The 26,275-nt window shown below is 69.5% G+C and carries 20 protein-coding genes; 13 read left to right on the top strand and 7 right to left on the bottom strand.

Annotation, left to right across the window (positions count from 1 at the left end; translation table 11 throughout):
• Positions 1 to 57: 57 nt before the first annotated feature.
• From RWH43_RS14450 to RWH43_RS14440, 3 genes are all read left to right on the top strand, one after another.
• Positions 58 to 984, top strand: coding sequence for a proteasome assembly chaperone family protein (locus RWH43_RS14450; protein ID WP_144833574.1), 927 nt, complete (start codon positions 58 to 60; stop codon positions 982 to 984).
• A 307-nt stretch (positions 985 to 1,291) separates the two neighbouring features.
• Positions 1,292 to 2,626 (top strand): RNA polymerase sigma factor, encoded by a 1,335-nt coding sequence (locus tag RWH43_RS14445; protein ID WP_316001802.1) that lies wholly within the window; start codon positions 1,292 to 1,294, stop codon positions 2,624 to 2,626.
• The gene (locus RWH43_RS14440; RefSeq protein WP_144833570.1) at positions 2,623 to 3,321 is read left to right on the top strand and encodes a coenzyme F420-0:L-glutamate ligase; all 699 of its coding nucleotides are present in this window, start codon (positions 2,623 to 2,625) and stop codon (positions 3,319 to 3,321) included. The genes RWH43_RS14445 and RWH43_RS14440 overlap by 4 nt, the downstream gene beginning before the upstream one ends.
• Positions 3,322 to 4,141: 820 nt before the next feature.
• On the opposite strand, the gene RWH43_RS14435 is transcribed toward RWH43_RS14440, so the two are convergent.
• Complete coding sequence (locus tag RWH43_RS14435; RefSeq protein ID WP_316001801.1) at positions 4,142 to 5,164, bottom strand: sugar-transfer associated ATP-grasp domain-containing protein; 1,023 nt, start codon at positions 5,162 to 5,164, stop codon at positions 4,142 to 4,144.
• 44 nt (positions 5,165 to 5,208) lie between these two features.
• Here RWH43_RS14435 and RWH43_RS14430 point away from each other — a divergent pair, with 44 nt between their 5' ends.
• Together RWH43_RS14430 and RWH43_RS14425 are read left to right on the top strand one after the other, a co-directional pair.
• The gene (locus RWH43_RS14430) at positions 5,209 to 5,859 is read left to right on the top strand and encodes an alanine racemase C-terminal domain-containing protein (protein ID WP_316001800.1); all 651 of its coding nucleotides are present in this window, start codon (positions 5,209 to 5,211) and stop codon (positions 5,857 to 5,859) included.
• The gene (locus RWH43_RS14425; RefSeq protein ID WP_316001799.1) at positions 5,856 to 6,899 is read left to right on the top strand and encodes an alanine racemase; all 1,044 of its coding nucleotides are present in this window, start codon (positions 5,856 to 5,858) and stop codon (positions 6,897 to 6,899) included. Before RWH43_RS14430 ends, RWH43_RS14425 begins: the two co-directional genes overlap by 4 nt.
• Positions 6,900 to 6,961: 62 nt before the next feature.
• Here RWH43_RS14425 and RWH43_RS14420 read toward each other — a convergent pair whose 3' ends face one another.
• Positions 6,962 to 7,183 (bottom strand): DUF7455 domain-containing protein, encoded by a 222-nt coding sequence (locus tag RWH43_RS14420; protein ID WP_144833563.1) that lies wholly within the window; start codon positions 7,181 to 7,183, stop codon positions 6,962 to 6,964.
• 162 nt (positions 7,184 to 7,345) lie between these two features.
• Between RWH43_RS14420 and RWH43_RS14415 the strand changes: the two genes are divergently transcribed.
• Positions 7,346 to 9,418, top strand: coding sequence for a DNA gyrase/topoisomerase IV subunit B (locus RWH43_RS14415; RefSeq protein WP_316001814.1), 2,073 nt, complete (start codon positions 7,346 to 7,348; stop codon positions 9,416 to 9,418).
• 368 nt (positions 9,419 to 9,786) lie between these two features.
• Here RWH43_RS14415 and RWH43_RS14410 read toward each other — a convergent pair whose 3' ends face one another.
• Positions 9,787 to 12,255 (bottom strand): DNA gyrase/topoisomerase IV subunit A, encoded by a 2,469-nt coding sequence (locus RWH43_RS14410; RefSeq protein WP_144833562.1) that lies wholly within the window; start codon positions 12,253 to 12,255, stop codon positions 9,787 to 9,789.
• 71 nt (positions 12,256 to 12,326) lie between these two features.
• Here RWH43_RS14410 and RWH43_RS14405 point away from each other — a divergent pair, with 71 nt between their 5' ends.
• A complete protein-coding gene (locus RWH43_RS14405; RefSeq protein WP_316001798.1) occupies positions 12,327 to 13,454 on the top strand; it encodes an alkaline phosphatase family protein in 1,128 nt (375 codons plus the stop codon).
• Positions 13,455 to 13,570: 116 nt separating this feature from the next.
• Here the strand turns inward: RWH43_RS14405 and sepH are convergent, their stop codons facing one another.
• On the bottom strand, positions 13,571 to 14,596 hold the full coding sequence (sepH, locus tag RWH43_RS14400) for a septation protein SepH (RefSeq protein WP_316001797.1): 1,026 nt from the start codon (positions 14,594 to 14,596) through the stop codon (positions 13,571 to 13,573).
• A gap of 222 nt (positions 14,597 to 14,818) precedes the next feature.
• On the opposite strand from sepH, the gene RWH43_RS14395 reads away from it, so the two are divergent.
• The gene (locus RWH43_RS14395) at positions 14,819 to 15,112 is read left to right on the top strand and encodes a DUF4193 domain-containing protein (protein WP_056231545.1); all 294 of its coding nucleotides are present in this window, start codon (positions 14,819 to 14,821) and stop codon (positions 15,110 to 15,112) included.
• On the opposite strand, the gene RWH43_RS14390 is transcribed toward RWH43_RS14395, so the two are convergent.
• Complete coding sequence (locus tag RWH43_RS14390; protein WP_144833557.1) at positions 15,087 to 15,578, bottom strand: DUF3093 domain-containing protein; 492 nt, start codon at positions 15,576 to 15,578, stop codon at positions 15,087 to 15,089. The genes RWH43_RS14395 and RWH43_RS14390 overlap by 26 nt on opposite strands.
• A 12-nt stretch (positions 15,579 to 15,590) precedes the next feature.
• On the opposite strand from RWH43_RS14390, the gene dut reads away from it, so the two are divergent.
• The 5 genes from dut (at position 15,591) to dxs (ending at position 22,535) form a co-directional block, all read left to right on the top strand.
• A complete protein-coding gene (gene dut, locus RWH43_RS14385) occupies positions 15,591 to 16,046 on the top strand; it encodes a dUTP diphosphatase (protein ID WP_186325527.1) in 456 nt (151 codons plus the stop codon).
• Positions 16,043 to 16,675 (top strand): DUF3710 domain-containing protein, encoded by a 633-nt coding sequence (locus RWH43_RS14380; protein ID WP_144833555.1) that lies wholly within the window; start codon positions 16,043 to 16,045, stop codon positions 16,673 to 16,675. Before dut ends, RWH43_RS14380 begins: the two co-directional genes overlap by 4 nt.
• Positions 16,672 to 17,427 (top strand): DUF3159 domain-containing protein, encoded by a 756-nt coding sequence (locus RWH43_RS14375; RefSeq protein WP_230704647.1) that lies wholly within the window; start codon positions 16,672 to 16,674, stop codon positions 17,425 to 17,427. The genes RWH43_RS14380 and RWH43_RS14375 overlap by 4 nt, the downstream gene beginning before the upstream one ends.
• 134 nt (positions 17,428 to 17,561) lie before the next feature.
• Positions 17,562 to 20,420 (top strand): aconitate hydratase AcnA, encoded by a 2,859-nt coding sequence (acnA, locus tag RWH43_RS14370; protein WP_316001796.1) that lies wholly within the window; start codon positions 17,562 to 17,564, stop codon positions 20,418 to 20,420.
• Positions 20,421 to 20,585: 165 nt separating this feature from the next.
• Positions 20,586 to 22,535 carry a 1-deoxy-D-xylulose-5-phosphate synthase gene (dxs, locus tag RWH43_RS14365; protein ID WP_154096631.1) on the top strand — a complete coding sequence of 650 codons (1,950 nt, stop codon included), beginning with the start codon at positions 20,586 to 20,588 and terminating at the stop codon, positions 22,533 to 22,535.
• Between the two features lie 333 nt (positions 22,536 to 22,868).
• On the opposite strand, the gene RWH43_RS14360 is transcribed toward dxs, so the two are convergent.
• Positions 22,869 to 25,007 (bottom strand): 3-hydroxyacyl-CoA dehydrogenase NAD-binding domain-containing protein, encoded by a 2,139-nt coding sequence (locus RWH43_RS14360; RefSeq protein ID WP_316001795.1) that lies wholly within the window; start codon positions 25,005 to 25,007, stop codon positions 22,869 to 22,871.
• Positions 25,004 to 26,212: a thiolase family protein gene (locus RWH43_RS14355; RefSeq protein WP_144785045.1), complete on the bottom strand. Its 1,209-nt coding sequence runs from the start codon at positions 26,210 to 26,212 to the stop codon at positions 25,004 to 25,006. Before RWH43_RS14355 ends, RWH43_RS14360 begins: the two co-directional genes overlap by 4 nt.
• Positions 26,213 to 26,275 lie beyond the last annotated feature (63 nt).

Raw genomic sequence — 26,275 nt, 5'->3', positions numbered from 1 at the left:
GCTAGCAGCGGGACGCACCGCCGCCGACGCATTCGCGACCGCTCGTAGAGTGGAAGCATGCCCTCATCCGTCCCGCTGTACGACCGCGCCCCCGCGGCGCCGCCCGTGCCGTCGGGCCTGCCGCTCGTGATCGCTCTCACCGGGTTCACCGACGCAGGCGGGGCCGTGTCTCGTCTGGTGGAGTACTTCCGAGACGACCTTCAGCCGAACCCCGTGTTCGTCTTCGACAACGACGCCCTCCTCGACTACCGGGCGCGTCGGCCGGTCATCACCTTCGTCGAAGACCACCTGACCGACTACCGCCCCGCGCGCCTCGAGCTGTCACTCGCGCACGACTCGCTGGGGCACCCGTTCCTCCTGCTCGCCGGCTACGAGCCGGACTTCCTCTGGGAGGCCTTCGCCGAGACGGTCCTCGAACTGTCGGCGGGTCTGCAGGTGTCGTCGGTCAGCTGGGTGCACGCGATCCCCATGCCCGTCCCGCACACGCGCCCCATCGGCACCACCGTCAGCGGCACGCGCCCCGACCTCGCCGAGGCCCACTCCGTCTGGCGTCCGCACACGCAGGTGCCCTCCACCGCCGGACACCTGCTCGAATACCGCTTCGCCGAGGCGGGCGCCAAGGTCGCCGGCTTCGCTCTGCTCGTTCCGCACTACCTCGGTGACACCGAGTACCCCGCCGCCGCCTTGGCCGGGCTCGACAGCCTCACTGTGGCGACCGGCCTCGTCTTCTCCGGCGAGGTGCTGCGCGAAGAGAACCGCGAGTTCATCGCCAAGGTGACCGAGCAGGTCGAGGGCAGCGACGAGCTGACCCGCATGCTCGAGGGACTCGAGGAGCGCTACGACGCCTACATGGCCGGCTCCACCTCGGCCACCCCGATCATCCACACGGGCGACCTGCCCAGCGCGGACGAACTCGCCGCGGAGCTCGAGCGCTTCCTCGCCTCGCGCCCCGGCGACGACGACCGCCGCGGCAAGCTCGGCTGAACCCGGCGGCGAACATCCCGGATGCCGGGGGACTCGGCATCCGTCACGCTCTTCTCCCGCAGCGGCAGGCGGTGCTCTCGACCTAACCTGACCGACGGGAATGCGCGGGGGCGCGCAGACGTTGTCTACGCATAGATCCCCGGTCCACGTCAAGTCCCGGTCTGGGGATGTGAGACAATGAAGAACCTGACCCGTTGTCACCCGGTCCAGGAGCCCCGCTCCTCGGCTCGGGACTTGACAAGGGTCTTACTAGTGTCCGAGAACGACCGGCGGCCGTGCAACGTACGTTCCCGGTGAAAGGCGAAACGTGGCAGGCACGACAACCAAGACCCGCTCCCGGAGTGCGAAGGACACCGAGCTCGAGAACTCCGAGGAGACCGTGACGGCGTCGACGACGACGACCGCGAAGAAGGCTCCCGCGAAGAAGGCCCCCGCCAAGGCCAAGGCTGCGCCCGCGAAGGCGAAGGCGAAGACGAAGGCCAAGAAGGACGACGACCTCGAAGACGAAGAGGACGCCGAAGTCGAAGCCGACGTCGACCTCGAAGTCGACGACACCACCGACGCCGACGATTCCGACGACGCGGCCAAGCCCGACGCGAAGAAGACCGACGACGACGATGACGACGAGACCCCGGCGGCGCCCGCCGAGGCTCTTCCCACCGGCGCGATCGTCATCTCGTCGAGCGACGAAGACGACGTCCCCGTTTACTCCGCGCAGATCACCGGCGCCACCGCCGACCCGGTCAAGGACTACCTGAAGCAGATCGGCAAGGTCCCGCTCCTGAACGCGGCCGAAGAGGTCGAGCTCGCGATGCGCATCGAGGCCGGTCTGTTCGCCGAAGAGAAGCTGTCGAACATGTCGGCGGCCGAGAAGACGGGCCAGCTCGGGCTCGACCTGCAGTGGGTCGCCCGTGACGGTCAGCGCGCCAAGAGCCACCTGCTCGGCGCCAACCTCCGCCTCGTGGTCTCGCTCGCCAAGCGCTACACCGGTCGCGGCATGCAGTTCCTCGACCTCATCCAGGAGGGCAACCTGGGCTTGATCCGTGCGGTCGAGAAGTTCGACTACACCAAGGGCTTCAAGTTCTCGACCTACGCCACCTGGTGGATCCGTCAGGCGATCACCCGCGCCATGGCCGACCAGGCCCGCACCATCCGCATCCCGGTGCACATGGTCGAGGTCATCAACAAGCTCGCGCGCGTCCAGCGTCAGATGCTGCAGGACCTCGGTCGCGAACCCACGCCCGAAGAACTCAGCCGTGAGCTCGACATGACCCCCGAGAAGGTCATCGAGGTGCAGAAGTACGGCCGCGAGCCCATCTCGCTGCACACGCCCCTCGGTGAAGACGGAGACAGCGAGTTCGGTGACCTCATCGAGGACACCGAGGCCGTCGTCCCCGCCGACGCGGTGGGCTTCACCATGCTGCAGCGCCAGCTCGAGTCGCTCCTCGACTCGCTCAGCGAGCGCGAAGCGGGCGTGATCCGCATGCGCTTCGGCCTAGGCGACGGTCAGCCCAAGACCCTCGACCAGATCGGCGACACGTTCGGCGTCACGCGCGAGCGCATCCGCCAGATCGAGTCGAAGACCATGGCGAAGCTGCGTCACCCCAGCCGCTCGCAGTCGCTGCGGGACTACCTCGAATGAGCGCGGAGGCCAACGCCGGCAAGGCGCTCACCGTCACCGTCGAGGGCACCTCGTACGCCCGCATCCCGATCCGCACGCGGGTCGTCATGCCGGGCGACGACCTCGACGCGTTCATCCTCGAGTACGCGAAGGATGCCGTGCAGCCGGGCGACCTGCTGTTCGTCACCGAGAAGATCGTCGCGATCACGCAGGGCCGATCGTTCAAGCTCGACACGATCAAGCCCCGCAAGCTCGCGCTCTTCCTGTCAAAGTACGTCACCCGCACGCCCTACGGCATCGGCCTGGGCATGCCCGAGACGATGGAGATGGCGCTGCGCGAGTGCGGAACGCCCCGCATCCTGTTCGCCGCGGCCGTCTCGGCCGTGACCAAGGCGTTCGGGCGCAAGGGTGACTTCTACCGCATCGCGGGCGACAAGGCGCGCGCGATCGACGGTCCGACCAAGGGCACGATCCCGCCGTACAACCAGGCCGTCGTGCTCGGACCCGAGCGCCCCCGCGAGGTGGCCGCCCGCCTCAAGTCGCTGCTCGGCGGCGACCTGCAGGTGGCCGTGGTCGACATCAACGACCTGGGTGGCAACATCCTCGGCTCCACGATGGACAAGGCCGGCGAGAAGCGCCTCGTCGCGATCCTCAAGGACAACCCGCTCGGTCAGGGCCACGAGTCGACCCCGCTCGGCATCGTGCGCCACACCTGAGACACCTCGTCGGAAGGCCCGTCCCGTTCGCGGGGCGGGCCTTTCGCGTTCCCGGATGCCGTCACCTCGACAACCGAGGTGGCTGGGCCTGTCGAAGCCAGGGACCTCCCAACCGAGGTGCCTGAGCCTGTCGCAGCCCCCGGACCCTTCGACAAGCTCAGGGACCTCCCAACCGAGGTGGCTGAGCCTGTCGAAGCCACCGGGTTCCACGCCCTCCCCGAACCCAGGTGGCTGAGCCTGTCGCAGCACCCGGACCCACGCCGGCCCCGGACCCAGGTGGCTGAGCCTGTCGAAGCCACCGGACCCCACGCCCTCCCCGAACCCAGGTGGCTGAGCCTGTCGAAGCCACCGGACCCACGCCGGCCCCGGGCCCTTCGACAAGCTCAGGGACCTCCCCAACCCAGGTGGCTGAGCCTGTCGAAGCCAGGGACCTCCCAACCGAGGTGGCTGAGCCTGTCGCAGCCCCCGGACCCTTCGACAAGCTCAGGGACCTCCCAACCGAGGTGGCTGAGCCTGTCGCGGCCCCCGGACCCTTCGACAAGCTCAGGGACCTCCCAACCCAGGTGGCTGAGCCTGTCGAAGCCACCGGACCCGACGCCAGCCCCGGACCCTTCGACAAACTCAGGGACCTCCCAACCGAGGTGGCTGAGCCTGTCGAAGCCACCGGACCCCACGCCCTCCCCGAACCCAGGTGGCTGAGCCTGTCGAAGCCACCGGAGCCCAACGCCGGCCCCGGACCCTTCGACAAGCTCAGGGACCTCCCGCACCGAGCAGAAGAGGCCCGGCCCCACGCGGGGGACGGGCCTCTCGGCATCCGGGATCAGAACCCGATGGCGGCCTGGTAGCGCGGCTTGTGTCCGGTGCGGATGCCGGTCACGCTCGGCTTGTTCTCGTACACGCCGGCGCCCCAGTTGCCCTCGACGAGCACAGGGCCGTCGGGGCCGACGACGATGTCCCAGCCGACGTACTGCACCTGCGGAACGACGCGCGCGACCTCGTCGACGAACGCCTTGACCTCGTCGATCATCGGCAGCTGGAAGTCGGCGATGCGCGCGCCCGAGTCGGGATGCAGCTCGTGCACGTGACCGTGGGAGTCGTAGCCGGCGCCGAGGGCGTGGCCGTTCTCGTCGAGCATCGTGTAGAAGCCGCCGAAGGTCATCTGGTCGCTGACCGCGCCGCGGCCGAACTTCTGCGCCATGGCGAGGATGTGGGTCTTCTGTCCGTCGAAGAACGCGGTGACGCGAGTGGTGTTGACGGTGCCGGGGCAGACGGCCGCGAGGTCGTCGTGCTGGCGGATGACCTCTTCGACGAGGATCTCGCCGCGCTCGAGCAGTCCGCGGTGGAAAGCGCTCCAGTCGTCGACCTCGGCCGCGTGGTAGCGGTGCACGCCGGTGCCCGCCTGACCGACCGGCTCCTTGGTGACGATGGTGCCGAGGCGCTCGGTGAAGGCGCGCAGGTCGTCGGCGTTGCCGGCATCCAGCACCATCCACTCGCGGCGCAGGAATTCGCTGAACTTCCGGTCGAACTCGACCTTGTCCTGGAACAGGCCGCGGTAGTCGGGGTGGTCGTACTTCTGCGAGATCTGGTTCGACACCGGGTGCGTCATGTATGTGGAGCGCTCGGCGGGGGTGAGGATCGCGAAGTCGTAGTCGATGTAGTCCTGGAAGCCGACGTTCTTCACACCGGCCTGGTAAAGCATGTCGGCGACGACGAGCGGCAGGGCCTTGCCGTGCTGGCTCGAGGCCTCTTTGGCTCGTTCGACGACCGAGCCGACATCGATGCGGCGGGCGCGTCCGGCGAGGTAGCGGAGGCGCGTGACGGGGGAGAAACCCTTGTGAGGCATGAGGCTCCGGGGTCGGGGATCACGGACCTCGTTAGTCTAGAGGGGTGACCTCCACGCTCCCTGCCCGCTTGCCCGAGGCCGGGGGAGTGGCACCCGTGGCCCTCGTCTCCGAGTCCGCCCTGCGCCGCAACGCGCCCCTCGCCCTCGCCGCCGGCATCGCGACCGGCGGCGACGACGTGCTCGCCGCCGACGCGTGGGGGCACGGTGCCGAGTGGGTGCGTTCGGTGCTGGAGGATCTCGGAATGGATGCCGCCCCTCTCGATGCCGCGGTCCTGTTCGGCATGCCCGGCTCGCACGCGCAGCCCGTTCTGTCGCTGCGCGGGCGCGCGCTGGGCACCAAGCCGCTGCTGCGCGGGGAGGGCGTCTCGTACGGTTACACGCATCGCGCGCCCCACGACACCACCGTGGCCCTCGTCACCGGTGGCTACGCCCAGGGCGTGGTGCGCTCTCTCGGCAATGCCGCCACCGTCGCGATCGGCGGACGTCGGCATCGCATCGTCGGGCGCGTCGCGATGGACGTCTGCGTGGTCGACGTCGAGGACGCGACCGTCGAGCGCGGGGCCGAGGTCGTCTTCTTCGGCGACCCGGCCGAGGGGCATCCCTCGCTGGAGGAGTGGACGGATGCCACGGACCTCGGCGCCGCGGAGATCGTCGCCCTCGTCGGCGTCCGTGCCGATCGGCGGGTGAGCGCATGAGCGCCGTCTACCGCGTCGACCTCGACGCCTTCGCGCGCAACCTTCGTCGCGTGAGCGAGGCCGTGGCTCCCGCGGCGCACATGCTCGTCGTCAAGGACGACGCCTACGCGCACGGGCTGGAGCCGATCGTGACGCGCGCCGTCGCCGAGGGCGTCCGCTGGATCGGCGCCTTCGACGTGGTCACGGGGGCCGCTGTCCGGCGCATCGCCGGGCCCGACGTGCGGATCTTCGTGTGGCTCATCGGCGGAGCCGACGATCTGGCAGCGGGCATCGCGGCCGACCTCGATCTCGGCATCGGCGACGAAGCGCTCCTCGACGACCTTTCCCGGCTCGAGGCCGATCGGCCCGCCCGCGTGCACCTCAAGGTCGACACGGGCCTGCACCGCAACGGCATCCGTCCGGAACGGTGGGAGGCCGCTCTCGCGCAGACCGCAACGCTGGTCGCGGCGGGGCGCGTGGCGTTCGAAGGAATCTGGTCGCACATCTCCGAGGCCTCGGATGCCGATGACGACGACGCCCGAGCGCTGTTCCTCGCCGCGCGCGAGACGGCCCGCGCAGCGGGACTCGACCCGCGTTTCTCGCACCTGGCCGCCAGCGCGGCCGGTTTCGCGAGGGGCGAGTTCCGCGAAGACCTCGTGCGGGTCGGCGCGTTCTCGTACGGCATCCGTCCCTCCGGAGGCCCGGGGGAGCAGGAGCTCGGCATCGAACCGATCGCGACGCTGTGGGCCACCGTGACGACCGTGGACGCCGCGGGCGTGCACCTCGACGTGGGGAGCCTGCACGGGCTGCCCAGCGCTCTGGGCGCACGCTTCGACGTGCTCGCCCCCGAGGGACCGCGACGGGTCGAGGCGATCGCGCCGACCGAGACGGTGCTCGCGCCGTGGGCCGGCGCCGCGCCGGGGGATGAGATCGCCCTCTTCGGTCCCGGCGCCCTCTCCAGCGCGACCGATCTCGCCGAACTCATCGACACCATCGGTGAGGAGATCGCGCTCCGCGTCTCACCGACCGTCGCACGCACCTACGTCTCGACCGCCCCCTGAAACGCGGAACGGGCCCCGTCGCACTCGAAGGAGTGCGCGGGGCCCGTTCCGACGTGATGGTCTCAGTCGGCGGCGTTGAGTCGCGCCGTCTCGTCGTGCCACGAGGTGGCGATGCTACGGAGCTTCTCTTCGTACTTGCGGCCATGGTGTGCGCAGAACAGCAACTCGCTGCCGTTCACCTCGGCGGCGATGTAGGCCTGCGCGCCGCAGGAGTCGCAGCGATCCGCCGCCGTCAGGCGGTGATCGAGGACGGCTGACGCTTCGGGTGCAGTCGTGGTGGTCATGTCGGGTGCCCTCCTCAGGTGGTCGTGGGCGAGTCTCCATATACAACCACGCGGATGTTTCCCTTATGCCGCGGCTTGATCACATTTCGCTGTGCGCGTACGGTGACCCGACCTCGCTGTGTGTCTGGCAGGCGATGTCGGTACCCCCGATTACGCTGGGAAATCGTGACGTCCGAGTACTCCGCCCATCATCTGCAGGTCCTTGAGGGCCTCGAAGCCGTGCGCAAGCGCCCGGGCATGTACATCGGGTCCACCGACTCGCGTGGTCTCATGCACTGCCTCTGGGAGATCATCGACAACTCCGTCGACGAAGCCCTCGGCGGCCACGGGTCGCGCATCGACATCGTGTTGCACGCCGACGGCAGTGTCGAGGTGCGCGACCGCGCCCGCGGCATCCCGGTCGACGTCGAGCCCCGCACCGGCCTCACGGGTGTCGAGGTCGTCTTCACCAAGCTGCACGCCGGCGGCAAGTTCGGCGGCGGCTCGTACGCGGCATCCGGGGGTCTGCACGGCGTCGGCGCCTCGGTCGTCAACGCGCTCTCGGAGCGCCTCGACGTCGAGGTCGACCGTGGCGGCAAGACCTACGCGATGTCGTTCCACCGCGGCGAGCCCGGGCAGTTCGCGGGCGACACCCCCGACTCGACCTTCACGCCCTTCGAGCGCAGCAGCGAACTGCGCGTGGTGGGCAAGGCGCCGCGCGGAGTCACCGGCACGCGCATCCGCTACTGGGCCGACCGGCAGATCTTCACGAAAGACGCCGCGTTCGGTCTCGACGAGCTCGTGCAGCGCGTGCGCCAGACGGCGTTCCTCGTGCCGGGCCTCGAGATCGTCGTGCAAGACGAACGGGGCGAGGAGCGCGTCGAGACGAGCTACCGCTTCGACGGCGGCATCTCGGAGTTCGCCGAGTTCCTTGCGCCCGACGCCGCGGTCACCGACACCTGGCGGCTCACCGGTACCGGCACGTTCGCCGAGACCGTGCCGGTGCTGCAGCCCGGCGGTTCGATGATCCCCACCGAGGTCGAGCGCGAGTGCGAGGTCGACATCGCGGTGCGATGGGGCACCGGCTACGACACCACGACCCGCTCGTTCGTGAACATCATCGCCACCCCCAAGGGCGGCACGCACCAGCAGGGCTTCGAGCAGGGGCTCATGAAGGTGCTGCGCGCGCAGGTCGAGCAGAACGCCCGCAAGCTCAAGGTCGGCAATGACAAGATCGAGAAAGACGACCTGATGGCCGGCCTCACGGCCGTCATGACCGTACGCCTGCCCGAGCCGCAGTTCGAGGGCCAGACCAAAGAGATCCTCGGCACGCCCGCAGTGCGTCAGATCGTGGCATCCGTCGTGCAGAAGGAGCTCGCGGCGCGCTTCGCCTCGCCCAAGCGCGACGACAAGGCGCAGACCGCACAGCTGCTCGAGAAGATCGTCTCCGAGATGAAGGCGCGCATCTCGGCGCGCACCCACAAAGAGACGCAGCGGCGCAAGAACGCCCTCGAGTCGTCGTCGCTGCCGGCGAAGCTCGTCGACTGCCGCTCCAACGACGTGAACGACTCCGAGCTGTTCATCGTCGAGGGCGACTCCGCCCTCGGAACGGCCAAGCTCGCGCGCAACAGCGAGTACCAGGCGCTGCTGCCCATCCGCGGCAAGATCCTCAACACACAGAAGGCCTCGATCAGCGACATGCTGTCGAACGCCGAGTGCGCCTCGATCATCCAGGTGATCGGCGCCGGCTCCGGCCGCTCGTTCGATCTCGACGCCGCGCGCTACGGCAAGATCATCCTGATGAGCGACGCCGACGTCGACGGCGCGCACATCCGCACGCTGCTGCTGACGCTGTTCTTCCGGTACATGCGACCCCTGGTCGAAGAAGGCCGCGTGTTCGCCGCCGTGCCGCCCCTGCACCGCGTGATCGTCATGAATCCGGGCTCCAAGCCCAACGAGACGATCTACACCTACAGCGAGCAGGAGCTGCACGCCCTGCTCGCCAAGCTCAAGCGCGGCAACAAGCGCTGGCAGGAGCCGATCCAGCGGTACAAGGGTCTGGGCGAGATGGATGCCGACCAGCTCGCGACCACGACCATGGACCGCGCCGGCCGTATGCTGCGCCGCGTGCGCGTGCAGGACATGGAGGCCGCGGCATCCGTCTTCGACCTGCTCATGGGCAGCGACGTCGCCCCGCGCCGCGAGTTCATCATCGACTCCAGCGACCGCCTGGCGCGCGAGCGCATCGACGTCTGAGCCTGCCGGGGTCCGTCGTCGAGCGGGCTCGCCGTCCTGCGGACGAGAACTCCGACACGCCGTCCCGCCGACGGCCGAACCGGCGTGTCGGCACCCGCGTCCGCACGACGGTCGAGCACACGGCCTCCGCCGCCGTCCTGCGGATTCCGCCCCCGACATGCCGCCGCTTCGGCCGGTCGGACCGGCATGTCGCCGACGGCGTCCGCACGAGGGTCTCACACGGCCCGCGACCGCTCTGCCGCCGCCCCGCCGCCGTCCTGCGGACGAGAACCCCGACACGCCGTCCCGCCGACGGCCGGACCGGCGTGTCGGCACCCGCGTCCGCACGACGGCAGCCGCGACCGACCCGGCCCCGCCGGGCCGCGGGCTCAGCGGACGACGGTGCCGATCGCGCCGACGACGGCGTCGAGGGGCTGACCTGAGGCGTCGCGCTTGGCGCCGGCATCCGGCAGCGCACGCACCGAGCCGTCGGGGCCCACCGCGCGGGGATCGGTGCCGACCCACGCGAGCACGAGGGCGTCTTCGCCGCGCAGGAGGCGCTGCGCGCGCACTCCGCCGGTGGCGCGCCCCTTGGCGGGGAACTCCGTGAAGGCCGAGACCTTGGCGCTCCCGGCATCGGTGCCCGGCAGCGCGGCCGACGAGCCGGCGACGGTCACCACCACCGCGTCGAAGGCCGAGGCCCCGACGACGGCGAAGTCGATCACCCGTGCGCCGTCGGAGAGGCGGATGCCGGCCATGCCGCCCGCCGAACGTCCTTGGGGTCGCACGGAGGAGGCCTCGAAGCGCAGCAGCTGCGCATCGCTCGCGATGAACACGAGCTCGGCGTTGTCGCCGGCGGGAGCGGCGCCCACGACCCGGTCGCCGTCGCGCAGCGAGATGATCTCGATCTCGTCCTTCGTGCCGAGCTCGGTCGCGGCGACCCGCTTGACGACGCCCTGCTCGGTGCCGAGCGCGATGGTGGGGGAGTCGACGAGAGGCACCAGGGCCACGACCTTCTCGCCCTTCGCGAGCGCCAGGTACTGCTCGACCTTCGTGCCCGCGGCGACCTGCACCGAGTTGGCGGGGACGGACGGCAGGTCCACCGGCGAGAAGCGCACGAGACGCCCGGCGGAGGTCACCGCGCCGATGTCGCCGCGCGTGGTCGTGTCGACCGACGAACGGATCGCGTCGTGCTTCGACCGGCGCGCAGGCGGCACCACACCGCCGGCGGGGGCGTCGGCGACGAGCTCGGCGCGCACCATGCGTCCGGTGGCCGACAGGTACACGCGGCACGGGGCGTCGGCGATCTGCAGATCGACGGCGGCGGCCGCGGCCCTCGCCGAACGGGGCTGTACAGGTCCGCCGTTGAGCAGCATCGTGCGGCGCGGGGTGCCGTAAGCGTCGGCCGCGGCATCCAGTTCTCTCGCCACCTGCTGGCGCAGCAGCGTCTCGCTGCCCAGCAACTCGACCAGCTGCGCGATCTCGGCGTTCAACTGGTCGCGCTCGGCCTCGAGCTCGATGCGCGAGAACTTCGTGAGGCGACGCAGCCGCAGCTCGAGGATGTACTCGGCCTGCGGGTGCGAGAGGTCGAAGACCTCCTGCAGGCGCGTGCGCGCTTCTTCGCTGTCATCGGACGAGCGGATGACCTGGATGACCTCGTCGATGTCGAGGATCGCGATGAGAAGACCCTCGACCAGGTGCAGGCGCTCGCGCTTGCGCGCCAGGCGGAACTCGCTGCGCCGCGTGACGACGCGGATGCGGTGATCGATGTACACCCGCAGCATCTCGCGCAGGCCCAGGGTCTGCGGCTGGCCGTCGACGAGGGCGACGTTGTTGATGCCGAAGGAGTCCTCGAGGGGCGTGAGGCGGTAGAGCTGCTCGAGCACGGCCTTGGGGTCGAAGCCGGTCTTGATGCCGATCACCAGGCGCAGGCCGTTGTTGCGGTCGGTGAGGTCGGTGACGTCGGCGATGCCCGTCAGCTTCTTCGCCTGCACGGCGTCTTTGATCTTCTCGATCACGCGCTCGGGGCCGACGAGGTAGGGAAGTTCGGTGATGACGATGCCGGTGCGGCGCGGACCGAGTGACTCGATCGAGGCCTTCGCGCGAGTGCGGAACGTGCCGCGACCGTTCGTGTACGCGTCTTTGATGCCGTCGAGACCCACGATGATGCCGCCCGAAGGCAGGTCGGGGCCGGGCACGAACTCCATGAGCTCTTCGACGGTGGCATCCGGATGCTGCAGCAGGTGGATCGCGGCGGCGACGACCTCGATGAGGTTGTGCGGCGCCATGTTCGTCGCCATGCCGACCGCGATGCCCGTCGCGCCGTTGACCAGCAGGTTGGGGAAGGCGGCCGGGAGCACCTCGGGCTGCTGGAACTGACCGTCGTAGTTCGGGATGAAGTCGACGACGTCCTCGTCGAGGTTCTCGGTCAGCGCCATCGCCGGGGGAGCGAGGCGCGCCTCGGTGTACCGGGGCGCGGCGGGACCGTCGTCGAGCGAGCCGAAGTTGCCGTGGCCGTCCACCAGAGGCACCCGCAGCGAGAAGTACTGGGCCAGGCGCACGAGGGCGTCGTAGATGGGGGCGTCGCCGTGGGGGTGGAGCTTTCCCATCACCTCGCCGACGACGCGGGCGCTCTTGACGTGCCCGCGGTCGGGCCGCAGCCCCATCTCGGCCATCTGGTACAGGATGCGGCGCTGCACCGGCTTGAGTCCGTCGCGGGCGTCGGGGAGGGCCCGCGAGTAGATGACCGAGTAGGCGTACTCGAGGAACGACCCCTGCATCTCGGTCGAGACATCGACGTCTTCGATGCGCTCGACGACGGGTGACGTCGCGGATGAGGAGGAACGGGAATCGGGCATAGGTGCGGCCTCGGGTCGGGCGGGCGTCGCGTCAGGACGGGGATCGGGAGTCGTGTGGAAGACTTGCCGAGATGTCACTCAGCCTACCGGCGGACCCGCCGCGCTCCCGGAGCCTCACCGGTGTGGTGGAGCAGTCGATCGCCGCCCTGGCCGGCGAATCGGAGTGGTTCAGCCCCGCGCGCAGTGCCATCGTGTTCCTCATCGACGGCCTCGGCTCGCACAACCTCGCCGCCCGTCGCGGTCACGCGCGCTTCCTCGGCTCGGTCGGGGGCCGGCGCGACGTGGCGCGCACCGTCTTCCCCTCGACCACCGCGGCGGCTCTGTCGAGCCTGCTGACGGGCACCGATCCGGGCGTGCACGGCATCGTCGGCTACCGCGCCCGCATCCCCGGCACCGATCTGGCGCCCAACCAGCTGCACGGGTGGGAGACCGACGGCCTCGACCCGCACACCTGGCAGCGCAGCGAGCCACTGTTCGCCCGCCACGCCGCCGCGGGACGACCGAGCTTCGTCGTGTCCCGCCCCTCGTACACCGGCACCGGCTTCACCGAGGCGACGCTGCGCGGGGCGGAGTTCTTCCCCTCCGACGATCTCGACGAGCGCGTACTTCTCGCGGCCGACCTGGCGGCGCGGCATCCGGGATCGATCACGTATCTGTACGCCCCCGAACTCGACACCGCCGGTCATCGCGACGGGTGGGAGTCCGACCGCTGGACCGACACTCTCGAGCGGGTGGATGCCGCGGCTCGACGCCTCGCCGAGGGTATCGACGCGCACACGGGCGTGCTGGTCACGGCCGATCACGGCATGGTCGACGTGCCGGCGCACAAGCACGTGCTGCTGCGCGAGGGCGACGCACTGCTCGACGGCGTCGAGATCGTGGGCGGCGAGCCGCGCATGCTCCACCTGTACACGGCCGAGGGGCGGGCGGATGCCGTGGCCGCGGTCTGGCGCGAGAGCGAGGCCGCGCGAGCCTGGGTCATGACCCGCGACGAGGCGATCGACGCGGGGCTCTTCGGCCGGGTCGACGACGAGGTGCGCCCCCGCATCGGAGACGTGCTCGTGGCCGCGCGCGGCCGATTCGCCTACTACGACGACCGCGAGGCCGACAAACGACCACAGCGCATGGTCGGCCAGCACGGATCGCTCACCGACGAGGAGCGCACGGTGCCGCTCCTGCGCCTCGGCGCCTTCGCCTGACGCGAGGCCGAGACGCGGCATCCGGATGCCGTCGTGCGGATCTCACGCGCGACGCGCCGTCGACAGGCACGACTCGTCCCGCGGGTCGGATGTCCGATCCGCAGGACGGCGGGGTGTCAGCTCTCGTCGGAGCGGGCGCCGAACACGATCTCGTCCCACGACGGCATCGACGGACGACCCTTCGTGCGTCGCGCGCCATCCGCCTGCGGGCGCTCGGGCTCCGACGTCTTCTCGTCGGCGTCGTCGACGTAGCCCGACTCCGCGGCGTCGAACAGCGCCACCGGCGGGGCCGAAGGACGCGGCTCGGGCTCGACCTCGGTCACGCCCGGAAGCGGCTCGCGCTGTCCGCGGCGCCGACGCAGGGCCTCGAGCAGATCGGCCGTCTCGGATGAGGCGACCGGGGCGTCGGGGGAGCGCTTGATGGCCGCGGCCTGCACGGCCGGGGCGACGGGACCGGTGGCCTCGACGCCCGGCTCGTCGTCGATGTCGAGACGACGCGGGCCGAAGGCTCCGCTGTCGAAGCGCGAGTCGTCTTTGGTCATGCTGTCGAGCGCACGCAGTCGAGGGATGAGTCCCTCGGGCAGCGAGCCCTGGCGGGACAACTGGATCGCATCGGCGTTCTGCGGCGACAGGCTGCTGCGGCGCGGGTCGAAGCTCCAGCGGGCGTCGTGATCGATGCCGTTCGCGGTGAACTCGAGCTTGACCATCCAGCCCGTGCTCTCCTTCCAGCTCGTCCAGCGCTCGGCCGACGCTCCGGCCTCGGCGAGCTTCGCGCGCACGGCGGCGCCGAACGTGACGGGGGCGTCGTGCTCGAGCGTGCCGCCCAGCAGCACGGGCACGGCGAGGGCCTGAGCGACGACGTGCTCGCGCTCGGCCAGCACCGGGCCCTCGAAACGCTCGACGTCTTCGACGCGGGCGTTCAGCAGAGTCGCGACCTCGCGCGCCGACATCCCGGAGCGGATGTGCGCCTGGATCTCGCGGGGGCTCGGCCGGGGGGCACGATCGTCGTCGGCGCGGTCGCGGCGTGCGCGGCGCGCCTCGGCGCGCAGCACATCGTCGATGGCGAGGGCGAATCGCTCGCCCGCCTGCGTCGCCACGACGAGGACGTCATCTTCGGTTCCGATGACTTTGAGCTGCTCCATACGAAACACCCCTCCGATCTGCGGTCAGGGCCCATGCTGACATGCGCGCCCCGTGCTTTCGGGAATATCGCGGGCGCGCCGCGAGTTTCCCGTCTCGCCAGGACACGCACGCCCACCGGCGAGCATTTGCTTATCGGGATCGGGTCATGCAAACTATGGCCGCCCGATCGGGCACCCGATAGGGCACAGCACCACGAAATCCGGAAGTAGAGACCTGCACGCATGGCAACCGATTACGACGCACCGCGCAAGACCGAGGACGACAGCGAGTCGATCGAGGCCCTCAAGGAGCGCGTGCCCGACAAGGCGTCGGGGTCGATCGACAACGAGGATGCCGACAACCCCTCGGGCTTCGAACTGCCCGGCGCCGACCTTTCCGACATCGAGCTCGATGTCGTCGTGCTTCCCCCTCAGGAAGACGAGTTCACCTGCATGAACTGCTTCCTCGTGAAGCACCGTTCGCAGATCGCCGAAGAGAGCGGCCCCGGCTTCATCTGCCTGGAGTGCGCAGCCTGACCTGAGCGCGCTGGATCGCCGCCACCAGGCGGTCCGGCGTGCGGGTGGACACCACCCACATCGGGGTCGGATCGTCGGGGTCGGTCACGGGTACCGTGACGATGCCGTCGATCCCGCCCCGGATCACATGCCACGCCCGGTGGTCGAGACCACTCCCACGGGCGGTGCGGGCCTCTTCCGCGACGACGCCGGCGGGAACTCCCAGCAGATCGACGGGAATGTGCGCGCGACCGGCTCGCAACTCCCCGTCGCGCACCTCCACCACGGGCGAGAACGCCAGCAGGGCGACGACGATCGCGACCGACACCACCAGCCCGATGAACAGGGCGAGGGTCGTGTCGAGCGGCGAGAAGACGACGGCGGCCATCGGGCCGCAGACGGCGGCTGCCACCAGCGCCCACAACGACGGACTCAGGCGCTCGCGGTACTCGGCTGCGGTGCGGATGCCGCACCTCCTCTTCTGCATTACCCTCGGGGGGTGACCGAAACGGTGGACGTCCCAATTGTCGCATCCGAGCCCCCGGTCTTCGCCCACCCCGGCGACGCCGGAGCCGACCTGACGGCCGCCGAGGCCGTCCGCCTCGAGCCCGGCCGGCGCGCGCTCGTGTCGACCGGCGTGCGCATCGCGCTGCCCGAGGGATACGCCGCGTTCGTGGTTCCGCGCAGCGGCCTGGCCGCCAAGCACGGCATCACCATCGTGAACTCGCCCGGCACCATCGACGCGGGATACCGCGGCGAGATCAAGGTCGCCCTGCTGAACACCGACCTCGACGAGGCCTATGACATCGCGGTCGGAGACCGCATCGCCCAGCTCATCGTGATGCCCGTCCCGCCCGTGCGCTTCGTCCCCGTCGACGAACTTCCCGACAGCGTGCGCGGCGACGGCGGTTTCGGATCGAGCGGATACCAGAGCTTGCAAGGGAGCACCCGATGACCGACGACGAGTCGCAGACCACCACCACCGCCGCAGACGAGGCGGGCACCGATCTGGCCCCCGCGACCAAGAGCGCGCCCCTCGACCGCGAGAACGCGGGCCCGTTCGACGAGTCCGAGGCCAACCCCGTGCGCCCCTACATCGACCTGGGCGGCATCAAGATCCTGCCGCGAGAGGGCCTCAACCTGCGTCTCGAGGTCGAGGAGCAGACCAAGCGCATCGTCGCCGTCGGTCTCGACTACGCCGAGTCCACCCTGCAGGTGCAACCGTTCGCCGCGCCGCGCACGAGCGGCCTCTGGGAGGAGACGCGCGAGCAGATCCGCCAGCAGGTGAAGCAGCAGGGCGGCCGTGTCGAAGAGCGTGAGGGCCCGCTCGGGCCGGAGCTACTCGCCGAGGTCCCCGTGGCCGGAGCCGACGGCGCGGGCAAGCGCCTCGCGCGCTTCGTCGGTGTGGACGGACCGCGCTGGTTCCTCCGCGGCGTCATCGGGGGAGCGGCGACCAGCGACGTCGAGGCCGCGGCCGCCGTCGAAGACCTCTTCCGCTCGATCGTGGTGGTGCGCGGCTCGTCGCCCATGCCCCCGCGCGATCTCATTCCTCTCCGGATGCCGTCGACCCCCGGCACGGCATGAGCGACGACTCCGTCCGTCCCGGGCGCGAGGACGACCGCGTCCCCCTCGACCCGCCGTCGGCGGCCGACAGCGTGAGCGCCGCACTCGGCAACGCCGCGCGCCGTGCGGGCCTCGACCCCGCCAAGCACTCCAGCACCGGCGCGGCCGTCTGGGCGGCGATGGGCGGGGTGCGCGGCATCCTGGAATCCGTCCTGCCGTCGCTGGCGTTCGTCGTGCTCTTCACGGTCACCATCGACCCCGAGACGCGCCAGGGCAACCTGTGGCTCAGTCTGGGCGTGTCTGTGGGTCTCGCGGTGGTCTTCACCCTCGCGCGTCTCATCGCGAAGTCGCCGCCGAGTGCCGCGATCGGCGGTCTGCTGGCCACGGTCGGCGCCGCCGTGCTCTCGCTGGTGACCGGCCGCGGGCAGGACAACTTCGTGCTCGGCTTCTTCACCAACGGCGCGTACGGCACGGCCTTCCTCGTGTCGGCGCTGGTGGGCTGGCCGCTGATCGGTCTCGCCGCAGGGTACCTGCTGGGCGAGGGCACGCGGTGGCGCGCCGACAAGCGCAAGCGCCGCGCCTACACGTGGCTGTCGATCGCCTGGGCCGCGCTCTTCGCGGCGCGCCTGGCCGTTCAGCTTCCGCTGTATTTCGCGGGAGACGTGACCGCGCTGGGGACCCTCAAGATCGTGATGGGCCTGCCGTTGTTCGCGCCGATGCTCGCCGTGACGTGGCTCGTGGCGCGTGCTCTGCACCCCAGGCGCGAGTCCTGATAATATCTTGACATCAAGATAAATCCGACGCCCTGCGCGGTTAGGTCGACCTTCCTGGTTTCGACCGAGCGGCACGGGGAAGATGGAGAAATGCGGGCCTGAAGCCTGCGCATTCGCCGACGAAGGAGACGATCGTGTCCACGGTTGACAGCTTCGGTGCAAAGAGCACCCTGACGGTCGGCAGCACCGACTACGAGATCTTCCGGGTCGACACGGTCGCCGGTTACGAGAAGCTCCCCTTCAGCCTGAAGGTGCTGCTCGAGAACCTGCTCCGCACCGAAGACGGTGCCAACGTCACCAAGGAGCAGATCCAGGCGCTCGGCTCGTGGGACCCCACGGCCGAGCCCGACACCGAGATCCAGTTCACGCCCGCCCGCGTGGTCATGCAGGACTTCACCGGTGTGCCCTGCATCGTCGACCTCGCCACCATGCGCGAGGCCGTCACCGCCCTCGGCGGCGACCCGAACAAGATCAACCCGCTCTCGCCCGCCGAGATGGTCATCGACCACTCGGTCATCGCCGACCTGTTCGGCAGCGAGAACGCCCTCGAGCGCAACGTCGAGATCGAGTACGAGCGCAACGGCGAGCGGTACCAGTTCCTGCGCTGGGGCCAGACGGCGTTCGACGACTTCAAGGTCGTTCCCCCGGGAACCGGCATCGTGCACCAGGTCAACATCGAGCACCTGGCCAAGGTCGTCTACGACCGTGCTTCGACAAGCTCAGTAACCGGTGAAGAGGTCCTCCGCGCGTACCCCGACACCTGCGTCGGCACCGACTCGCACACCACGATGGTCAACGGCCTGGGCGTGCTCGGCTGGGGCGTCGGCGGCATCGAGGCCGAGGCGGCCATGCTCGGCCAGCCCGTGTCGATGCTCATCCCGCGCGTCGTCGGCTTCAAGCTCAGCGGCGAGATCCCCGCCGGTGTGACCGCGACCGACGTCGTGCTCACCATCACCGACATGCTCCGCAAGCACGGCGTGGTCGGCAAGTTCGTCGAGTTCTACGGCGAGGGCGTCGCCTCGGTGCCGCTGGCCAACCGCGCCACCATCGGCAACATGAGCCCCGAGTTCGGTTCGACCGCCGCGATGTTCCCCATCGACGACGTCACGATCGACTACCTGCGCCTGACCGGCCGCGACGAGCAGACCATCGCGCTCGTCGAGGCGTACGCCAAGGAGCAGAAGCTCTGGCACGACCCCGACCGCGAGCTGGCCTTCAGCGAATTCATGGAGCTCGACCTGTCGACGGTCGTCCCCTCGATCGCCGGCCCGAAGCGCCCCCAGGACCGCATCCTGCTGTCCGAGGCCAAGTCGCAGTTCGAGAAGGACATCCTCAACTACGCCGACACCTCGATCTCCGACTCGATCGTCGATCTCGAGGTCGACGGCACGTTCCCGGCATCCGACCCGGGTTCGGTCCCGGGCGAAGAGCACGAAGACGTCACCGACAGCGACGTGCTCATCTCGTCGGGCCACCCCGTCAACGCCTCGAAGCCCGTCAAGGTCACCACGCCCGACGGACAGTCGTACCTGCTCGACAACGGTGCTGTCACGCTCGCGGCGATCACCTCGTGCACGAACACCTCGAACCCCTCGGTCATGATCGCGGCGGGCCTGCTCGCCAAGAACGCCGTCGACAAGGGCCTCAAGCGCAAGCCGTGGGTCAAGACGACGCTCGGACCGGGCTCGAAGGTCGTCACCGACTACTACGAGAAGTCCGGCCTCGACAAGGCGCTCGAGGGCCTCGACTTCTACACCGTCGGCTACGGCTGCACGATCTGCATCGGCAACTCGGGACCCCTCATCGAAGAGGTCTCCGAGGCCGTCAACGAGAACGACCTCGCCGTCACGGCCGTCCTCTCAGGCAACCGCAACTTCGAGGGCCGCATCAGCCCCGACGTGAAGATGAACTACCTGGCCTCGCCGCCCCTCGTGGTCGCGTACGCCCTCGCCGGCTCGATGAACTTCGACTTCGAGACCGACGCCCTGGGCAAGGACCAGAACGGCGACGACGTCTTCCTGAAGGACATCTGGCCCGCTCCCGACCAGGTGCAGACGATCATCGACGCGTCGATCTCGCGCGAGCAGTTCATCCAGCAGTACGCCACGGTCTTCGAGGGCGACGAGCGCTGGAAGAACCTGCCCACCCCGACCGGCCCGATCTTCGAGTGGGATGCCGACTCCACGTACGTCCGCAAGGCTCCGTACTTCGAGGGCATGACCATGCAGCCCGACCCGGTGCGCGACATCACCGGCGCGCGCGTCATGGCGACCCTGGGCGACTCGGTCACCACCGACCACATCAGCCCGGCCGGCAACATCAAGGCGGGCACCCCCGCCGCGCAGTACCTGATGGAGCACGGCGTCGCGCAGAAGGACTTCAACTCCTACGGCTCGCGTCGTGGAAACCACGAAGTCATGATCCGCGGCACCTTCGCCAACATCCGCCTGAAGAACGAGATGGTCGCCGCCGTCAACGACGGTCAGGTCATCGAGGGCAGCTGGACCCGCGACTTCACGCAGGAGGGCGGCCCGCAGACGTACATCTACGACGCGAGCCAGAACTACCAGGCGCAGGAGACCCCGCTGGTCATCTTCGGCGGCAAGGAGTACGGCTCCGGCTCGTCGCGCGACTGGGCGGCCAAGGGCACCAAGCTCCTCGGCGTGAAGGCGGTCATCACCGAGAGCTTCGAGCGCATCCACCGCTCGAACCTCATCGGCATGGGCGTCGTCCCGCTGCAGTTCCCCGCCGGCGAGAGCTGGAAGTCGCTGGGCCTCGACGGCACCGAGATCATCTCGATCGAGGGGCTCGAGCAGCTCAACGAGGGCGTCACCCCCAAGACCGTGAAGGTCACCGCCGAGCCGAGCGAGTTCTCGCCCGAGGGCAAGCAGACCATCACGTTCGACGCCGTGGTCCGCATCGACACCCCCGGTGAGGCCGACTACTACCGCAACGGCGGCATCCTGCAGTACGTGCTGCGTTCGCTGGTCTGATCCACGAACGACGGTGCCCCGGGAGCCTCGAGCTCCCGGGGCACCGTCGTTCGCGCAGAGAGTACACGGCGGCCGAACGCAAGCCGTTGCCGGGCCCGCAGCACCCCCGGAGACTAGAATCGACCCGTACGCGCGCCCCCGCGCGCACCGCACGAGAGGAGTCGTATGGCTCTCCTACCCGGTATCCATGGACCGCGCGACCTCGACGCGCTGAACCCCGACCAGCTGCGTCAGCTGGCCGCCGAGGTCCGGTCCTTCCTCGTCGAGAACGTCGCCCGCACCGGCGGGCACCTCGGTCCGAACCTGGGCGTCGTCGAGCTGACGATCGCCCTGCACAAGGTCTTCGACTCGCCCTCCGACCCGATCATCTTCGACACGGGACACCAGTCGTACGTGCACAAGATGCTCACCGGTCGCCAGGACTTCTCGCTGCTGCGCTCGCGCGGCGGCCTCGCCGGCTACCCGCAGCGCTCCGAGAGCGAGCACGACGTCGTGGAGTCGTCGCACGCCTCCAGCTCCCTCAGCTGGGCCGACGGCGTCTCGCGGGCCTTCAGCCGCACCGGTCGCCGCGATCGTCATGTCGTCGCCGTCGTCGGTGACGGCGCCCTCACGGGCGGCATGACCTGGGAAGCGCTGAACAACATCAGCGACGACAACGATCGCAACCTCGTCATCGTCGTCAACGACAACGGTCGCTCCTACGCCCCGACGATCGGCGGCATGGCGCGCTACCTCAACCGCGTGCGCACCAACGAGGCCTACCGCACCTTGCACCGCGGGTCGGACACCCTGTTCCGCCGCCTCGGGCCCGCCGCCCGCGCCGTGTACCGCGGTGTCCGCGGCGGCACGCACGGCTTCCTGTCGCGCTTCACGAACAACGAGGCGCTCTACAGCAACCTCGACATCAAGTACCTCGGACCCATCGACGGCCACGACTTCGAATCGCTCATCGAGACGCTGGAGCTGGCCAAGTCGTACGGCGCTCCGGTCATCGTGCACGCCATCACCGATAAGGGCAGCGGTTACGCCCCGGCGATGAGCGACGAGGCCGACCAGTTCCACGCGGTGGGCAAGATCGACCCGATCACGGGTGAGGCCCTGGGCTCGGGCGGCGGTCTGCAGTGGACCGACGTCTTCGCCGAAGAGCTGGTGAAGGTCGGCTCCGAGCGCAAAGAGATCATCGCGATGACCGCGGCGATGCTCCGCCCCACCGGTCTGCAGCAGTTCGCCGAGCGCTTCCCCGAGCGCGTGTACGACGTGGGCATCGCCGAGCAGCACGCCGTGGCATCCGCCGCCGGTCTCGCCTTCGGCGGCCTGCACCCCGTCGTGGCGATCTACGCGACCTTCATGAACCGCGCGTTCGACCAGGTCATGATGGACGTCGCCCTGCACAAGGCCGGCGTCACGTTCGTGCTCGACCGCGCCGGGGTCACCGGCCCCGACGGTCCGAGCCACCACGGCATCTGGGATCTCGCGATGCTGCAGCTGGTCCCCGGCATCCGCATCGCCGCCCCGCGCGACGCCGCGCGCCTGCGCGAGGTGTTCCGTGAAGCGACCTCGGTCGAAGACGCTCCCACCGTGGTGCGCTACCCCAAGGGCAAGGTCAACGACGACGTCGAGGCCGTCGAACGCCTCCACGACGGCGTCGACGTGCTGAGCCGCGGCTCGAGCGAAGACGTGCTGCTGGTCGGCATCGGCCCGATGGTGCACCTCGCCCTCGAGGTCGCCGAACGGCTGAAGGCGCAGGGCATCGGAGCCACGGTCATCGACCCGCGCTGGGCGATCCCGGTGCAGCCCTCGATCGTCGAGCTGGCGCGCGAACACCGACTGGTGATCACGATCGAAGACGGCATCCGCGTCGGCGGCGTCGGCACGCGTGTGCGGCAGGTGCTACGCGAGGCGGGCGTCGACACGGCCGTCGACGAGCTCGGCATCCCCGACGAATTCATCGACCACGCGACGCGCGAGCAGATCCTCGACGACGCCGGCCTGACGGCCGCGAAGATCGCGCACGACGTGGTCGCCCAGGTGCTCGGCACGCGCATCCCCATGGCGCGGCAGACGCCGACCGGCTCGATCCCCACGATCGAGCAGTGGGAGAAGTCGCGCCCGTAGGCCCTCGATCGACGCGGAACAGGCCGGGATGCCATCATCCCGGCCTGTTTCACGTCTCGGCCCCACATCACGGCGTCACGAGAACGGGGCGATGCACCGAGAACAGGACGAAACGGCCGCAAACGCCCTGTTCTCGTCGCGCCGCCTGTTCTGGTGACCAGCCGGCGGGCGAGCCCCCGGCGTCACGACAACAGGGCGATGCACCGAGAACAGGACGAAACGGCCGCAAACGCCCTGTTCTCGTCGCGCCGCCTGTTCTGGTGACGGCGCACCGCCCGCACGACCGACAGCGGCGCCGCCCCATCGGGGACGGCGCCGCTGTCGTCTCCGGGGTCAGGCCCCGATGCCGCGGATGGGCGGGTGGTGGAACGTGTCGCCGAAGGCGCGCTCCGACGCCCCCTCGCGGTCGAGGTAGGGCGAGGCCCCACCGTCGATGAAGGGCCAGCCGGCGCCGAGGATGAGGCACAGGTCGATGTCCTGCACCTCGGGGACAACGCCCTCGTCCAGCATGATCTTGATCTCCTGGGCGAGGCCGTCCTGCACGCGGGCGAGGATCGTCTCGGGCGCGACGGGCGTCTTGCCGGTCACGAGCACCTTCTGCGCGGCCTTGGTCCAGCCGGTCACCCGACCACCTTTGTCCTTCTCGACGACCTCGGGCAGGGCCGCGAGCTCGTGGAAGTTCTCCGACGAGAAGAACCGGTCGGGGAACGCGTGCGCCATCGTGTCCTGCACGTGGGCCGCGACCTTCCAGCCGACCAGGTCGATGAGCTGGAACGGCCCCATCGGCAGACCGAGCGGCGCGAACGCCTTCTCCACCACCGCGATCGGTGTTCCCTCGTAGACCGCGCGAGCGGCCTCTCCCATGACCTTGGCGAGCAGGCGGTTCACGACGAACCCGGGCGCGTCCGCCGTGAGCACGGCGTTCTTCCCGAGTCCCTTCGCCACGACGAACGCAGTCGAGAGAGCGGCGTCGGATGTGGCATCCGTCTTCACGACCTCGATGAGCGGCATGACCGCGACCGGGTTGAAGAAGTGGAAGCCGACCAGGCGCTCCGGGTTCTGCAGCACCGAGCCGATCTCGGCGACCGAGAGCGAGGAGGTGTTAGTAGCGAGGATCGCGTCGTCGGCGACGATCTTCTCGATGGCCGAGAAGACCTCCTGCTTGACACCCACCTCTTCGAAGACGGCCTCGATGACGAAGTCGCAGTCGGCGAACTCCGACCGGTCGGTCGTGCCGTGCACGAGGGCGCGCAGCTGGTTGGCCGTGTCGCCGTCCAGGCGGCCCTTGGCCTCGAGCTTGCCGATCTCGTCTCGAATGGATGCCACGCCCTTGTCGACCCGCCCCTGATCGAGGTCGGTGATGATCACGGGCACCCGCAGCTTGCGCACGAACAGCAGCGCGAACTGCGAGGCCATGAGGCCGGCGCCGATGACGCCGACCTTGGTGACCTTCTTGGCGAGCGCCTTGTCGGGGGCTCCGACGGGACGCTTGGCGCGCTTCTGGACGAGATCGAAGGCGTACATGGATGCCGCGAACTGGTCGCCCGTGATGAGCTCGGCCAGCGCCTCGTCTTCGCGCGCGAAACCCTCGGCCTTGGTGCCGCTCTTCGCCTTGTCGAGCAGGTCGAGCGCGATGTAGGGGGAGCGGGGCACGGTGCCGATCTTCGACTCGAGCATGCCGCGGGCCATCTTGATCGCGATGGGCCACTTCGTCAGGCGCTCGAGCTTGCCGGGCTCGTTCTTGCGCTCCACCCGGACTCGCCCGGTGAGCACGCCGTCGGCCCACCGCAGCGAGTCCTCGAGGTAGGAGGCCGCCGGGAAGATGGCATCCATGATCCCGAGATCGAACGCCTGCTGGGGCTTGAGCATGCGGTTCTGCTTGAGCGGGTTCGAGATGACGACCTCGAGCGCGTTCTCGACGCCGATGAGGTTCGGCAGCAGGTAGGCGCCGCCCCAGCCGGGGATGATGCCGAGGAACACCTCGGGCAGCGCGACCGCCGCGGCCGACGAGTCGACCGTGCGGTAGGTCGAGTTCAATGCGATCTCGAGACCGCCGCCGAGGGCGAGGCCGTTGACGAACGCGAACGAGGGCACGCCGAGCTCCGACAGCGAGCCGATCACCTGGTGACCGCGCTGCGCGATGAGACGGGCAACGTCTTTCGAGGGCAGCTTCGCCACGTCGGACAGGTCAGCGCCCGCCGCGAGGATGTACTGCTTGCCCGTGATCGCGACCGCGTGGATCTCGCCCTTCGCGGCACGCTCCTTCAGCGTCTCGAGCGTCTGACCGAGCTCGGCGAGGGTCGCGGGTCCCAGCGTGTTGGGCCGGGTGTGGTCGCGACCGTTGTCGAGCGTGATCAGCGCCAGCACGTTGCCCGAGGGGAGCCGCACGTCGCGGACGGGGGAGTGGGTCACCACCTCGTCGCCGGTGAGGGCGTCGAGGGGCGTGAAGTCGATCGAGGTGTAGTCGGTCACTTGCGCTTCTTCTTTCCGTCGAAGAACGGGTTCTCCCAGATGACCGAGCCGCCCTGTCCCAGGCCCACGCACATGGCGGTGAGGCCGTAGCGCACGTCGGGACGCTCGGCGAACTGCGCGGCCAGCTGAATCATGAGACGCACTCCGGATGCCGCGAGCGGGTGGCCCAGGGCGATGGCACCGCCCCACGGGTTCACGCGCGGGTCGTCGTCGGCGATGCCGAAGTGATCGAGCAGCGAGATCACCTGGATGGCGAAGGCCTCGTTGAGCTCGAACAGGCCGATGTCGTCGATCGTGAGCCCGGCCTTCTTGAGGGCCTTCTCGGTCGAGGGGATCGGTCCGATGCCCATGATCTCGGGCTCGACGCCCGCGAACGCGAACGAGACCATGCGCATCTTGGGCGCGAGGCCGAACTCCTTCACGGCGCCGGCGCCCGCAAGCAGGCTGATGGTCGCGCCGTCGGTGAGCGGCGACGACGTACCTGCTGTGACCCGCCCGTGCGGGCGGAACGGCGTCTTGAGCGTCGCGAGGCCCTCGACGGTGGTCTCGGGTCGACGACCCTCGTCCTCCGTGGCGAGGCCCCAGGCGCCCTCGGCGTCCTTGACGGCGACCGAGACCAGGTCGGGCTGGATCTTGCCCGCCTCGTAGGCGGCCTGCACCTTGTGCTGGCTGGCGGCGCCGAAGCGATCGGCGCGCTCCTTCGTGAGGTGCGGGAAGCGGTCGTGGATGCGCTCGGCGGTGACGCCCATGTTCAGCGCACCCGGGTCGACGAGCTTCTCGGCCACGAAGCGCGGGTTCGGGTCGACGTTGCCGCCGATGGGGTGGCGGCCCATGTGCTCGACGCCGCCGGCGAGGGCGAGGTCGTACATGCCGACCCCGATCGAGGCGCCCATCGTGGTGACGCTCGTCATGGCGCCGGCGCACATGCGCTCGATCGCCAGGCCCGGCACGGTCATCGGCAGACCCGCGAGGATCGCCGCCGTGCGTCCGAGGGTCAGTCCCTGGTCACCGGTCTGCGAGGTCGCGGCGATCGCCACGTCGTCGATCCGGTCCTTGGGAACGTCGCCGTTGCGCTCCATCAACCCGATGATCGCCTTGACCACGAGGTCGTCGGCGCGGGTGTTCCAGTACATGCCTTTTTCGCCGGCGCGCCCGAAGGGGGTGCGCATTCCGTCGACGAAGAAGACGTCCGTCATCTCGGCCACTCTGCCTCCATAGTTTGGGATGACCCCAGCCTAGGAAGACCGATCAGGGGAGAGGAATCGGTT

Origin of the sequence: Microbacterium algihabitans, assembly GCF_032464975.1 — a bacterium.
GTDB lineage: Bacteria > Actinomycetota > Actinomycetes > Actinomycetales > Microbacteriaceae > Microbacterium > Microbacterium algihabitans.
The sequence above is the reverse complement of the archived record's forward strand: the minus strand, read 5'-3'. Positions and strand labels throughout refer to the sequence as shown.